This window comes from Peptoniphilus faecalis (assembly GCF_012976305.1).
GTDB lineage: Bacteria > Bacillota > Clostridia > Tissierellales > Peptoniphilaceae > Peptoniphilus_A > Peptoniphilus_A faecalis.
Genome location: NZ_JABDSR010000003.1, coordinates 93,239 through 107,329 on the forward strand (window position 1 = coordinate 93,239; position 14,091 = coordinate 107,329).

Consider the following 14,091-nt stretch of genomic DNA (forward strand, 5'->3'; position numbering starts at 1 on the left):
CCCTAAACTATTGGAAATTGCAAATCAAAAATAATCTCACAATCTCCCTTTATTTCTATACGATTATTGCCACCAACAAGATAAAACCAATTCTTGTTAAAGGATTCACCATAGACATTTCTAGGATTGTCTGTCGCATATATAGTCCTATATTCATTATCTATCTGAATAATTTCATTTTTAGCAATGTCCTTTAATTTCATAGTGTATGTGTCATTGGAATAATTTGCTAAAGATATATCTCCCTTTGAGTTTAATTTCTTTACAACCATTTGAGGATAGAATTTATCATCAAACACACTCTTGTTAGATATATTTACAAACTTAGAACCATTAACAGTAAACGTCAATCTCTCTGGAACAGTCCAAGCATGATTAGCATTAGTAGTAAAGGAAAAGGGGATAGCACCATAATCATTTAACCCCTCCCAAACAACATAGTCCTTGCATATAGCATAAAAAATCTTATGAGGATCATCGCCAGCATAAAATTCTTTATAATCATCGCATACCAGCCAATTAACTAACTCATTATATAAACTTCTAGTCCATTTTCTATCTTCCGTAGGAGCAATCAACAAATCAAACTCAATAGGTTCTTTCTCAATGGACTGTAAAAAATACACACCATGATTGCTATAATTAGATGTATTAATTTTTCTAGACCCAACCAAAGGTCTTTTAGCAAGTTCAGAACCCATTCTAATATTCATAAACCCCTTGTCATAAGACTGAATTCCATTAAAGGAAAACTCGCTAGATTGCATAAGCACCTCTTTTCATAAATATAAACCTAAATGTAGGGAGGAGCATCACTTCCTAATGCCCCTCTTTTTAAGTCCAATTATTAAATTATCTAAAATCTCATCTGATCGTCTTTCAATTTCTCTAACTGTATTTTGGTCAGCGTTTCCCTCTATATTAATCAAAGTATCAATGTTAATCTCTGGAACTATACTATCAGCACCATTGTAAACACCTTTGCCATAAATCGCTGGAGCAGAAATATAATTAGCTATAATACGCCCTAGAGCATCAAATTGTGGAGTATTGAAAATATATTCTGGTGATGACTTAGTACCATGTAACATAGCCATGCCAGTGTAATCAGCTACACCACCATTAGAATAACCATTGACTTTAGGATGCCTTAAAACCTTATAATCATAAGTCCAAACACTTGGACCAGCAGGTTTACTTGGACTGTGAGCACCAGTAGTGTTTAAAGTGCCGTCTTGTGTAGCTATTTCTGTGTGATTACGCTTACCATCTCTAACCCATAAAATATCTCCACGTCTAATTTGCTCCTTTGGGATGTGTCCCAAATCTTGCCAACCGTATTGAGCAAGCTTAGGTATCATATCTCCAGTGTAAAAACCATCTCCACCATATAAACCAGCATTTTTAACAGCATAGTAAACATAAGAAGAACAATCTCTGTGAGTTGTATATCTGTTGCTACCTTGTGAATAAGGTAGACCATCTTGTGCCTTAGCCGCACTCATGAGAGCTTCCCTGACAGAGTTGTCGCCACTATCATAAGGATAATCTTGATTCATATATGAATCATCAAAATTATTCTCTAAATCTTCCTTATAACCTCTAATATAATTTAAAGCACCAACATAATCGCTCTTATCGGCAGGAGTTCTATTAAATCTATCTAAAAATTGACTTTGTTCCTTATATCTATTGTAGTAATCTCTACTAGTCCAATCTGCGAAAGTAGGTTGACTATAGGAATAGCCGCCTCTCTTAAACTGATTCATCTGATTATCAAAAAAGGCTTCACTACTACCTCTAGTATATGAACTTAACAAGCCAAAATCAGCCAATGCAGTATCTCTAGCTTCTTCTCTGCCAAAGTTGCCACCAAAAGGAGTAAATTGCCCTCCAGCTTGTCCGACTTTCATAGCAGAGCCAGTGTCTTCCACCCATGCCAACCCCAGTACTTCACCGTTGATATCTTTATTAAAGTTTTTGTTATTCCAGTTACCAGCACCAGCATACTTTGCTCTCAATAAATGGTTCTCGTGAGATAATCTCTTTTTTTCAGATGCACTAGCACTACCCCAAGCTACTTTGTTGTTAATATATCTTTCTGTGTCGTCTTTACTGAAACCTAAATAATTAGCCTTGTCACCAAGATATTGTTGATAACCCTCATCTGTCAAGCCAAGTCTAGCTTGTAAACTACCAGCACTAGCAGATGATTTTGCCATACCCATGATTTGTTGAGCTTCTTTTGCTTTTCTAATGACAGCATCAAGGTCGTTAATATATTTTTGAGCTAATATACCACTCGCATGTCCTTGTTCTTTCATGCCGTCAATCATAGCATCTCTAATAGTTATAGATGCACCAGTAGCATCTTGAACATAACCAGACAAAATAGCAGTTTTAGCTTCAGCATAAACACTAGAAGCTTTCATCTTCTCGTCTAATATTTCTAATTCGTGCTTATGTTCATCTTCAAGCATTTGTTTTCTATTGTCTAATAATTCTCGTTCATGTTTAGCATTGTCATCCATTTTCTTTTGTTTCTGTTCAATGCTATCTTCATAATCTTTTAATTGTTCTTGTAGTCCGTCTTGCGTTAGCTTCCTAGAGCGTTCCTTTTGAAATTTCTCTATCTCATTATTTTTGTCGGCAAGTTGCTTTTTGAGTTCAATACGCTTTGCTCTTCCTTCCGAAGAGTCATCAAGAGATAGGGAGTTAATGCGATATTGCAACTCATCTCTTTCTTGCATCTTCTTGTTGAGTTCTTCGTTATAATCTTCTTCTTCAGCTTCCTTGTTGAGGGCATCGATTTTCCCTTGAGTGTACTTTCTATAAGCTTCTAAAGCATCTTGTAGCCTTTTCTTTTCTTTTTCGAGTTCCTTATCACGAGCTTGAGCTTCTTTTTCAATGCTATCCATTTTAGCTTGATGATTTTTGTCTATTTGCTCTCTAATCTTTTGATTTCTCTGTTGAATATAAGTTACAAGTTTAGATTCAATTTGTTCTATGGTACTAACAGCATCATCGTATTTCTTCTGCATAGCATCATAAACTTTCATCTGTTCTTCAACTCTCAATTTTTGAAGTTCAATAATAGAAATCTTAGTTTCATTAAGCTTATTAGTAAACTCTGATTGTTTAGATGCCAAGCCTTGCAAAGTAGTTTTATAAGAACTAGAGTTAGTATCTAATTTTTTAATTTCCTCATTGATAACTTTTAACACAGACTCATATTTTTTAGCCAGAGCTTCAGTTATATAAAGCTTGTTGTTAATTACATTAATCTTAGATGCCTGCAAACTCATACCAGCAGTGTCGCCCATATTTAAAGCTTCAAAAAGAGATTGTTCGGCTTGTATTTTCTTAATAGCTAAATCAGAAACCTTTATGATATTTTCGTATTCATCGATTTGAGCCTTAAAATACTTATCAAGACCACCAACTTTAGCATCGCTAATCTTTTTTTCAATTTCCTTAATAGCCTTTGTTCCAAGTTGCGTCTTGTATCGTCTAGCCAAGTCATCTAATTTAGAGGAATAAGTATATTGGTCAATCTCGCCGTATTTTAATTGTTCCTCTAAATCATCAACTAAAACCTTAACATAAGGGGGCATAGAGTTGTCAGCTTTGCTCTTGGCGTCTTTTAACATCTTTTCAAATTTCTGCTTGCCACGTTTAGACAATGAGCCAGAATTATTCTTATAAAGATTTTCCACACCCTTATAAAATTGTTCTTCTGAAATACGACCCATTTCAAGCTCGTGTCTTAAATCCTCAATCTTATCCTCAATGACCTTTGGGACACCATTTGGCGAAGAGTTGCCAGAGCCTTTGCGATTTGAATCATTGTTTTTTACGATGTTTTGTAGCCTCTTATCGCCTTGTTTAATAGTACCCGCAGTATTACTCATCTCTTGTTCAAATTCATTATTTGCATTTTTTAATTTTTCTTTAGCCTTTTTAACTTCCTCTGAACGCTTCTTATATTCCTCTATATCTGCTTCCAAAGTAGTGCCAAAGGCAGTGCTTTTTTCCACAAGCCTGCCACTAGAAGTTGGCACTTTAAGTTTGCCATTATTTAAAGTAGTATTTATTGTAGCAGTTGGAGATAATAGATTGCCAACGGGAGTTTGTAGAATTTTATAATAATTATCCTTTGTACCTAAAGCGGCATTAACAGTGTTCATAGTCGCCATAGCAAAATTAGCTAGAGTTGATAGTTTATCCCTAATACCAATAGCCGCCTTTGCTACTTGTGCTTCTGTTAAGCCTAATTGCGTTGCAAGATTTGAAAAAGTTACTGTAACAGCACTTTTAACAATAGCATCTTGTTCTTTCACAAAGGCACTACTATCAGTTAAGCACTTTTCAGTTTCTTCTTTAGTCATTCCAGTTTTTTCCATAACCTCTGCGACAATCTTATCCCAAGTAACAGAGTTATTATCTTTCATATCACGCATCATGGCAGTAAAATCATCAGCAAACTTTGCAACTTGTTCTCTTGGAATGTCAAAATCATCATCAGCAAAAATCAAAGACATTGTAGGAGTATTCTCAAAGGCATCAATTAGACGATTATAATTATCTTTGGCATCATTTATTTTAGAAGTAGATTGGTCTAAAGCATTGGCAAACTCATCAATTTCACCCTTTTGATTGACCCATACACCATTAGCGTTTTGAGATAAATTGTTTATTTGAGCGTATAACTCTAAAGCTTCACCCTTAGCAGCATTTAAAGCACCAGCATAGTCGCCAATATCTATAAGTCCAGCATTAAATTGATTGTGAATATTATTCATGGATTGTTGCAATTGATTAGCTAACTCACCATTTAAAGCCTCTATTTGGGAAGTGTCAAGTCCAGACAATAGATTAGATAAATCCGCATCATCTTTAGCATTTTTAATCTTGTCTAAAAACTCCTTAACACTTGTCGTGCCACCCTCAAAGGTAGCTTTAACTTTATCCACACCCTTTGTAATATCATTAACCATGAGTTCAATATTTTTAGAAACATCATCAGGATTTGTTGCTTTAGCAATTGGATTGCCGCTTACATCAGTTTCCATGTCGTATTTTTCTCTTAACTTGTTAATGGCTTCGTCTGTTGTCTTATTGGCTTCATCTTGCTGTTCGTTATAATGTTCTAAAGCTCCGCTTAGCAGTGTATAGCCATCTTTAGTTTTTACAAGATATTGAGCCATTTCATTATCAGCACTTAAAAGCTTCATCACAGTACCATTGCTTATATGACCAGTGTCGTATATCTCTTGAAAGGCAGTGTCCATAGCATCAGTCTTATTAGTTAAATTATTAAACTCATCGACTAATTCTTGAATAGTTTTTGCCATTTCTTCTATTTCATCTTTAGTATCACTTGCCTTGTCGCCAATATCCCCAATTGCATCTTTCACATCTGGAGTTTTTGCCAAAAATGCATCAATAAAGTCTATTATTGGCTTGCCATTATATGATTGTCCATCAAGCATTTTCTTTAGTTCGTCATCTGTTGTGCCTGATATAGCTTGATTTTGTTTTAATGTTTGTAGTTTTTCTGTTAGTTCTAACTCTTTTTTAGTCTGTTCTATCATGGCATCATCTAGCTTTTTCAACATTCCAGCCGGATTATCGCCATTATTGATTTTCTTTCGTAAATCCTTGACATTCTTTAGGGCAATTAAATACCTTTCCACAGATTGTGTCAATTTGCTTGCACCCGTAGGCATTTTACTTGTGCCTAACCCACCAGCGGAATCCACTGTAGGTTTCACAAGATCGTGTATTGATTTTTTAGCTTCTGAAATAGCTATCTTATTATTTAACTCATACTCTTTCTCTTTTAACTCAACAGCAACCCTTAAAGACTCATTGTATAAGTCCATGGATTCTTTATTGCCAACAGTAACACTATGAGCTATACCTAATACCCTAGCCAATTCCTCTGTTGTAGACTTATAGGCATCAAGAGCATTAGAATCACCTTTCTTATAAGCATTAGTTTTAGTAATATCGTCTAGTTCCTTTTTAAGCTCTCTAATATTATTAATAGCTTCATCAGCCTTGCCAGATGTAAAATCCTCTAAAATATTAATTCTCTTTTGCCTATAAACATAATAAGCAGTAGCTAAAGCACCAATAGCTAATGTTATACCACCTATAATACCAGCAGTACCACTCATGGCGGTTTTCATTGCCATAGCATTACCTTTGAGGTTAGCCATAGCCACTGATAAAGAAGAAACAGGACTTATAGTTTCCTTAGCTTTTTGCTTCATTGCATCAAAACTATCAAAGGCTTCTTTAATATCCTCTTTCTTTACCAAAAACTCTGTGCCGCTTAATGTAGATAGAGTAGCACCCACTTTGAACTTTTTACTATAGCCATTACTAGTCAAAAGACGGAACAAACCACCAAGACCATTAGAACCAAAGACTTTTTGAATACCAGATAGACCCATCATAGCGGTCTTAAAAAGACCAATAGTGCCAACAACAGTTAGGATTTCCTTATTATACTTAGAAAAGAATTCAATGCTAACTCTAGTTCCGTCTGCAATATTTTTAAGCAAATCTAAAAAGCCATTATTGCCAATAGAAACAGCCAACTCTTGAAAAGCTACTTTTAACTGTTCAACTTTTTTAGCATAAGTTTCCATCATCTTAGCATTTTGTCTTTCAGCAAAACCTTTAGAGTTTTGAGATAAAAGAATCCTTTCTCTCATAGACGACCAGCCCTCAACCAAATTCTTTAATGTGGCTACATTACGCACACCTGACAAGTTTTTAATCATATCATTAGCCATAACATCTTTACCTTGACTTTTAAGTTCTTGGTATTTAGCCACGAGATTGTCCATCATTTCCATAAAAGGTTTCAAAGATTCAGTTCCATCTTTATTTATATTGGTAAATTCCACACCATATTGTTTTAATTTCTCAATTCTTTTACCATCAGCCATATAAGCAAAGATAGTTTTAAATTGAGTACCAAGCACATCTCCAGTTAATTTCATTCTCTCCATAACAACAGAAGATGCGGCGTTTAATTCATGCAAGTCCATTCCTAGAGATTTAGCATTAGCACCAGCACGAGAAACGACTTCCACAAGGTCATTTACATTTCTAACAGCAGTTTTATCAGCAACCTTAGTCAAAGCATCTAATATCTCTGGAGCTTTAGTAGCGTCTCCATTGTACATTTGATTAATAATAGAGTTCATAGAAGCAACAGCAGATTCAGCATCCTTAAATTCAGCAACATTAAAACCAAGAGCGGTAGTTTTAGTAGCCTCTACAAGAGCTTGTCCACCTTTACCAGCTCTCGCCCACAAACCCTCAATTTCTTGAATGGTATTGACATTTAAACCCATATTTTTACCCATATCAAAGGTAGCATCAGCAAGGGCATCCATTTCCTTTTTTGTATAGCCAGCTATACGTTGAACCTCAACAGCGTTCTTTTCAAAGGTCATGATTTCTTTATTGATATAACCAAAGGCTCTTTTAATAGCATAAGCTTGCCCTAATAGAATACCTAAAGATTTAGTAGTACCTTTTACAGACTTATCTGATCCACTAAAATTAATAGCCTTGTCCATTTTGCCCGCTTGTGTTTCAAGTTGTCTTTGCTCTTTCTTTATATCGCTTAACTGTTTCTTTAAGGCATTGGCACTTGCCTTACCCGTTTCAGTAGTAGTGCTTATGATTTTTACATTACCATCTTTAAGTATATGAAAAATTTGAGTAATCTCATTTTGAGCATCGTTTCGATATTTAGCCATAACTTGCGTAATACCACTTTTGAGCATGGATTCCTTATAGCTAATAGCGTAATCACTTTTGGAAGCTAAATTCTTAATGCCGTCAAACTCGCCTTGCGAAATTATCTTGTCGTTTGATTCTTTAAAAGTCCTAATAGCCTTACTTGCCTTATTATAATTATCCTCAATGGACTTCATGGCAGACTTATTTTGTTCAATTTGGTAATTGACAACAGACATCGCTTGTCCAAGTCGTCTTAGAGATTCTGCCTTTTCAACAGCAGAGCCACTTTTACTATTAGTTTTATAATCATCTAAAGCCATTTGAGATAAATCTTTTAAATTTAATTCTTTAACAAGAGAAGTCCTTTCCTTCGCCCATTTAGTCAACTCTTGTCTTTGCTTGTCGATAAATTTAGATAAATCTTGTGTTTGCTTATCTATCCCAGCAGTACCCATATCCATTTTAGATAGAGCATCACTAGCCTTTTTAAAAGTATCGACATTTTTATCTATGTACTTATTTAACTCATTGACATCAGATGTTAAATTTCTCATAGAATTACTCACTTGTTGATTCCCAGCAGTAATTTTTACAAGTTCATCATACATCTTTTTAAGATCTTGCTCTGATTGTTTAGAGTTAATATTTAACTTGTTATCCTTAAAAGCATTGCCTAAAGCTTTCGCTTGCTTATCTATGTCATTTAATAGTTTATTAATAGCTTCGGCATCTTGTTGAAGTTGACCATAACCAAGACCAACCTCACCAAATAATTTTAAATCTTCTCCCATATTTCACCCCATTTTAAGTAAAAAAAAATAAGGGTCGATAAACCCTTATTTAAGCATAGAAACCAATTGTTGGGCTTCTTCGACAGTCATCTTTCTGTCCTCTTGTATAGCATCACTGAATGTGTAAAGTGGGTTTGCTTCTTCATCAAATTTTCCACTCATCGCTACTGTGTAATTTTGCAAATCCCAAATTTGACTTGTCTGTATCATAACAAGCAAATCTAAGTATTGATTAATCGTTAAGTTCTTAATTTCAGAGTAGGAAAGATGAGTGTATAATAAAATTGCATGAATACCAGATTTAAAGCTTATTTTTTTTTATTATCATTCTTCTTTTTGTCCTTATTAAGAACTAAACCATTTATAGAGAATATTTTTTTAATAAAATCCTCATAATTAGTAGAATCTACATTTTCGAGAATATCTTCCACCGCTTCAACACCAAAGGTTAAAGCAATAGCATTTTTTAAACCCTCACCATTGTCAGCAAAAAAAGCGTGTGCCATATTGTCTAAACTAATGGTAGAAATGGAACGAATAAATTCTGGATAATCTTTAAGGGTAATAGGGTAGGCAGTTCGAGATCGACCGTCTAAAAAACAATCGACCTCAACACCTAAACCTAAAGCAGAAATAATATCTTTTTCATCACGAGTAATTTCGTCAACTTGCTCTTTACTCATTTAATCACCTTAGACTGTTCCAAAATCTCCGTCTTTTGGCTCGACATCAACTAAACTAATATCCCAAAGTTTCTTGTCAGGTCTTTTAGGGTCAAGAGTTTTAAGTGAAACTTGCGGAGCATAAGCTTGTTGTTGTGCTAAATCAAAATTGAAGTTGGAATCTGATTTACATTTAAAAATTGTCAATTCCATTTGTTGAACAATTTGATTAGCATCATTGTAAATAGGAATTCTGTGTGTAAATTTAAAAGGTTTAGGGAATTTGCCTTTAAGTCCAGAAACAGATCTAACATTTCCCGTTCTCTTAACCTTGTAAATACCATTTATACTTGCATTAGCATCATCTGTATGGAATGTAATTGTCTTACCGCTAACAGAATATTTGCCCTTTGCTGGAGTGTCATCTTTCGTAAATCCCTTAATTACAATTGAACCCTCAACTGGTTCTTCTTCAAGCTCTACAACACCATCAGCAGGAATTACTACATTTAAAAACTCTGTCATATCAACAGAAGCCTTAGTTTCAAATTTAGTCCCTTGAGATAGAGCCATATAATCTATATCAAATAAAGCATTTTGAGCTGTAATTGTGATATTGTTAGTTCTTGGAAACTCTGTAATAGGATATGGATCATCTCCACCTCTAACTTCGTCTGTTTCAGCAGACATGTCTATTGTTAGGTTTTGTAGTTTAGAAAAACCTATAATCTTGTTGGGATCTTTAAGGTCAGTTAAAACAGCCTCTCCAATGCCATAAATAATTGATTGTGTCATCTTTTTCCTCCTTAAATAATAATATTGCTATAACAAAAGGTTATACCATATTTTGTCCATTCTGCATTTTGAGCCTCACTATCAGGATTTCTATTGAAATAGGTAATCTCATAATCAAAAATCCTTGAATTGTGCAATAAAGCTCTTAACCTATCAGCTATCATGAGAGTTCGTCTATCTCTCACATTTTTTCTCTTTGTAACATATATATCTATTTGAATATAAGCTCTTTCCAATATAGAAAATCTAGATCTAGTAGCAGGTAGTTCGTAGATACAAAGCCTAATAAAATCTGTGTCTACTAAATCTCCTGGATTTTTTTCTTCCAAAAATTGTTTCTTCAAATCTTTCATCAAATAAACATCTTTACCATTGGAATAAGTCTTTGGAACTTCCATAAGCTCTAAAAGTTCCTTGTCCTTTGTTAGCTTAGAAAATAATTCAACAGCTATACTCTTCAACTTCATATCAACCACCACCTTTCAAATAATCTGAATAGGGGAAAGTCCTAAAAACATTGTTGATTTCAGAAATTAATCTATCTTTCGAATCAAGCATTACTCTGTCCAAGTACCTTGAGGGATATCTTGGTAGAAATCTTGGATCGCCTTTTTCCTCCAAGTTATAATTAGTGTTATTAGAGCCATAAAGTGGTTTAGTACCCTCACCAGCTTCCCAATTGGGAACTTCATGTACTCCTTTATGTCTTGGCACAATAGTCCTATCGAGCTTATCTCTTGCATCATTCCACAAAACATCATCATTCATATAATCTTGCAAAAAAGGATTGTCGCTTGCCATAGCCGAACCTTTACCATAATTGACTATCCATGAATACCAGTGAGGTGAACCAATCTTATATTTCACATAATCTTCTGACATTTCAATTAATTCCTTTTTAAAAGTGCCCGTTGCATATTCAAAGTCCTTTGAATTTAATTCAAGCACCATTTCATCAATTAAGGCAATAACTCTATAAGACAATGTTTTTTCTAAATCCCTTAACATTCCTATTAAATCAAATTTAAGTCCTAATTTATTTAATGACATATTTATCGTAATTATCCCTTGTAGTTCTTAGTTGAATAGTGCATACACCAGAGGTTAAAGTGTCGATATCAGATATTTCATAATACTTGCCCTCTACCATAACCACATCTCCAACCTTAGCCTTTATTTGACTTTGAGCACCTATAACTCTATACACAGTGTCGTGTAAAAGACCCACATCTTGATTTCTAAAATCAACCCCGATTTTTTCAATAAAGACTGGTACAGACTGTTCAAGCATAAATAAAATTTCCTTGACATCGCCATAAGTCTTTGAGTTGGGATCTTCGTCATATTCAACTCTTGGTCTAAAGAAATCAATGAAATTGTTAAATATAACAATTCTAGCACTATTAATTACAATATCATCATTGGGAATGTTATAAACTATTGCCTTTGCGCCATTGGGAAACTCAACAACAGAACCTCTTTTAGCAACTGACGTGTGTAGGAAAGTAGCATCTTTCATATTACTTTGAATATTAGAATATATTTTTTTCAAATCCGATGTAATGACAAACTCTGGACTCCCGTCAACTAGAACCTTTGTACCAATTTGATTTATCAATAAATCGTTGACATAAGTTTTAATATCATCAAGAGGTAAATCAAAAGTAGAGGGGGCAGAGTAGACAGCATCAAATATATCAGCAGTAGTTTGTCTTTCTTCTTGGCTTTTGCCAACAGTGGAATTATAATCATCAAACATACTTACACCACCTAATATTTCACAGTGTCGCCAATAATTTTCATTTCAATAACAGAGCCAGCGAAAGAGGAAGTGTAATTTCCGTTTTCATCTTCTGGATTTTGAAAAATATCCGCTTGCAACTCCTTAATTTGAGTGTCGCACCACCAGACAATTCTCATAATTTCCTTTGCTCTTTCAGTTAGTCCCTTAACTGATAAGTTATTGATAGTAAAGTTTACAGCCTTTTTAGTGTAGGTATGATGAACACTTAGAGCAAGTTGTCTATAAGCGTACCTAGACGCTAATATAATTTCTCTGTTCGACATCTTCGCACAATTAACATCTTCTAATTTAATTTCAGAACTAATAGAGTCGGAAAGGCTAATGAAATTTTTCTTAATAGCTGTACCAGCTTCCGCCACACCAATGAGAACAAAGGAATCTGTAACTTTAATGTTTTTAAAAGCAGGCTTTAACTCTTCTGATTCTTCATCAGCAACTAATCTATCTAAAATAGTTCTAATTGCAATCAGTTCCTTAGCCATAGCATCACACTAATTCTTCAATACGCTTGTTTAGAGCTTGAATATATCCCTTAGTTTTGTCTGCCTTTTCAGCTTCTTCTAATAACGCTTTAAGACCTAGCACATTATCTGTCTTTGCAATTTCATCTTCTAAAGCCTTAATAGAAAGGCTTAACATATCTTGGATTCTCCCCTTAGAGAAGATATTATCTTCCACAATTTGCTCCTTGACATCTGGCACTTCTTTAGCATCCTCTTCCAATCTAATAAGACCAGATTCTAAAATTTTAGAAGACGAGGACAAATATAAAAGTTGATCTTCATTTATATAGCCAAAACTATTAGGGAGAATTTTAACAACTCTCCCGTCAAGGTTAGTGAAATTCAAAGTGATGTTAATACCATAGTCATTAATAACTTTGTATTTTTTCAATTACAACACCCCTTTATTGTATTTGTATTACTTGTATTCCTTTAGGGTTTGTAACAGCCATACCCCAATCCATATCTATTCTTGCATTCCAAGACCAATCTTCAATTGAATTTTCTTGACCAGTCTTAGCATCTCCATAAGTAGCAGAATAGCCGATTTTATCAGAAATAACAAATAGTCTGTCCTTTGGAACTAGAGATTTGCCAAGAGCTTCATCGTAAACATCATTTACACCGATAATTCTTGCACCTCTGAAATATCCAAGAGTACCATTTTGTCTAATTTCTTCCTTAGCTTCATTAGTAAAACCCTCAAAACCCATAATTTGATTAGTTAGGATTTTATCTCCAAGTACAATAGCACTTTTGCCAGTTCGATATGTAACCTTGTCAATAGCTTCTTCAAGAGAACTTTTTTCAAGTTTAGTAGAACATACAGTTAAATAATCTTTATTAGTTTGCGTGTTATAAACTTGTCCTAATATTGTGAAGACCTTTTCCACAATAGCAGACTGTAAAGCTTCAGTACCATCTGTTAGAAGTTCCCTTAGAGAAGCAATTCTGCCAGCCTTTAACTCATCAAGTAAACATTCAGGTCTAACAGAAAGAGTTTCAAATTCCATACCCAATGTTTCTTGATAGTTTTTAGTCTTTGGAGTAGAAGAGTTTGGAGCTATCCAATAAGCCTTAATTCCTTTTTTCTTTAATCTAAACTCTGGTCTTTCACCAAAATTAAAGTGTTTAGATTCAGTCATCAATGGAGCAATATCGATCTTATTTATTTGCTCTTGAAGATAAATTCCAATAACTTCTGCAAGTTCTGCCCTGCCATCTTCCGTAGAAGCCATTTCCATTAATACATTCTCAATATCCTTGACTTCTTTACTATTTGGGTCTATTTCTCTATTTTTTAATTTTTCTGCAATTTCAAAAAAAGTATTTGCCATATTTTCACCCCTTATCCTAAATACATAACATCAACAGCAGGGAATGAACCGAAATGCGTTATCTCTGTAACTACAAACTTTCCCTCACCTTTAGCAAGCTTACCTTCTGCACCACAAGTTAATTTGTCGCCAGCTTTAAGACTGTCAATACCATCTACTTCTGTTGTAGACCATACATTGTTTTTTACCAAAGTATAAGCAACAGCCCTTGTGTCTTTAGCAATCTTATCATGGTCTTTAATATCTCCACCAGCATTTGTGTCAATTCTTAGAGTAACAAAAGCATTAGCTTCATCATCTGTAGTTGCATACTCTAATAGTCCGTCTTTTTGATTAAATTTTACAAGTCTACCCTTTGTCATCTCATCTTTAGTTTTATAAAGACCAAAAGGAATAGAACCAGTATCAATTCTTTTTTGTAACATCTTTTCC

General features: G+C 34.3%; 12 protein-coding genes. All 12 read right to left on the minus strand.

Features of this window, described 5'->3' with window-relative positions; all coding sequences use genetic code 11:
* Positions 1-2: 2 nt before the first annotated feature.
* Positions 3-767: a phage tail domain-containing protein gene (locus tag HKO22_RS02820; RefSeq protein WP_169968380.1), complete on the minus strand. Its 765-nt coding sequence runs from the start codon at positions 765-767 to the stop codon at positions 3-5.
* A gap of 45 nt (positions 768-812) precedes the next feature.
* A complete protein-coding gene (locus HKO22_RS02825; RefSeq protein WP_169968382.1) occupies positions 813-8,558 on the minus strand; it encodes a phage tail tape measure protein in 7,746 nt (2,581 codons plus the stop codon).
* Positions 8,559-8,603: 45 nt separating this feature from the next.
* Complete coding sequence (locus HKO22_RS02830) at positions 8,604-8,768, minus strand: hypothetical protein (RefSeq protein WP_169968384.1); 165 nt, start codon at positions 8,766-8,768, stop codon at positions 8,604-8,606.
* 98 nt (positions 8,769-8,866) lie between these two features.
* Positions 8,867-9,241: a hypothetical protein gene (locus tag HKO22_RS02835; RefSeq protein WP_169968386.1), complete on the minus strand. Its 375-nt coding sequence runs from the start codon at positions 9,239-9,241 to the stop codon at positions 8,867-8,869.
* A gap of 9 nt (positions 9,242-9,250) precedes the next feature.
* Positions 9,251-10,015 carry a hypothetical protein gene (locus tag HKO22_RS02840; RefSeq protein ID WP_169968388.1) on the minus strand — a complete coding sequence of 255 codons (765 nt, stop codon included), beginning with the start codon at positions 10,013-10,015 and terminating at the stop codon, positions 9,251-9,253.
* Between the two features lie 11 nt (positions 10,016-10,026).
* Positions 10,027-10,482, minus strand: a complete 456-nt coding sequence (locus HKO22_RS02845; RefSeq protein WP_169968390.1) for a hypothetical protein — start codon at positions 10,480-10,482, stop codon at positions 10,027-10,029.
* A gap of 1 nt (position 10,483) precedes the next feature.
* Positions 10,484-11,065, minus strand: coding sequence for a hypothetical protein (locus HKO22_RS02850; protein WP_169968392.1), 582 nt, complete (start codon positions 11,063-11,065; stop codon positions 10,484-10,486).
* A complete protein-coding gene (locus tag HKO22_RS02855) occupies positions 11,052-11,774 on the minus strand; it encodes a hypothetical protein (protein WP_169968394.1) in 723 nt (240 codons plus the stop codon). Before HKO22_RS02855 ends, HKO22_RS02850 begins: the two co-directional genes overlap by 14 nt.
* Positions 11,775-11,785: 11 nt before the next feature.
* A complete protein-coding gene (locus tag HKO22_RS02860) occupies positions 11,786-12,301 on the minus strand; it encodes a hypothetical protein (protein WP_169968396.1) in 516 nt (171 codons plus the stop codon).
* 4 nt (positions 12,302-12,305) lie between these two features.
* Positions 12,306-12,713, minus strand: a complete 408-nt coding sequence (locus HKO22_RS02865; protein ID WP_169968398.1) for a hypothetical protein — start codon at positions 12,711-12,713, stop codon at positions 12,306-12,308.
* 13 nt (positions 12,714-12,726) lie between these two features.
* Entirely contained in the window at positions 12,727-13,659 is a 933-nt protein-coding gene (locus HKO22_RS02870) for an HK97-fold major capsid protein (RefSeq protein WP_169968400.1), read from the minus strand.
* Between the two features lie 11 nt (positions 13,660-13,670).
* Complete coding sequence (locus tag HKO22_RS02875; RefSeq protein WP_169968401.1) at positions 13,671-14,084, minus strand: hypothetical protein; 414 nt, start codon at positions 14,082-14,084, stop codon at positions 13,671-13,673.
* Positions 14,085-14,091 lie beyond the last annotated feature (7 nt).

Coding starts and splice junctions, on each gene's coding strand:
- HKO22_RS02820 (WP_169968380.1), bottom strand. CDS start 767: ATGCAATCTAGCGAGTTTTCCTTTAATGGAATTCAGTCTTATGACAAG.
- HKO22_RS02825 (WP_169968382.1), bottom strand. CDS start 8,558: ATGGGAGAAGATTTAAAATTATTTGGTGAGGTTGGTCTTGGTTATGGT.
- HKO22_RS02830 (WP_169968384.1), bottom strand. CDS start 8,768: ATGATACAGACAAGTCAAATTTGGGATTTGCAAAATTACACAGTAGCG.
- HKO22_RS02835 (WP_169968386.1), bottom strand. CDS start 9,241: ATGAGTAAAGAGCAAGTTGACGAAATTACTCGTGATGAAAAAGATATT.
- HKO22_RS02840 (WP_169968388.1), bottom strand. CDS start 10,015: ATGACACAATCAATTATTTATGGCATTGGAGAGGCTGTTTTAACTGAC.
- HKO22_RS02845 (WP_169968390.1), bottom strand. CDS start 10,482: ATGAAGTTGAAGAGTATAGCTGTTGAATTATTTTCTAAGCTAACAAAG.
- HKO22_RS02850 (WP_169968392.1), bottom strand. CDS start 11,065: ATGTCATTAAATAAATTAGGACTTAAATTTGATTTAATAGGAATGTTA.
- HKO22_RS02855 (WP_169968394.1), bottom strand. CDS start 11,774: ATGTTTGATGATTATAATTCCACTGTTGGCAAAAGCCAAGAAGAAAGA.
- HKO22_RS02860 (WP_169968396.1), bottom strand. CDS start 12,301: ATGGCTAAGGAACTGATTGCAATTAGAACTATTTTAGATAGATTAGTT.
- HKO22_RS02870 (WP_169968400.1), bottom strand. CDS start 13,659: ATGGCAAATACTTTTTTTGAAATTGCAGAAAAATTAAAAAATAGAGAA.
- HKO22_RS02875 (WP_169968401.1), bottom strand. CDS start 14,084: ATGTTACAAAAAAGAATTGATACTGGTTCTATTCCTTTTGGTCTTTAT.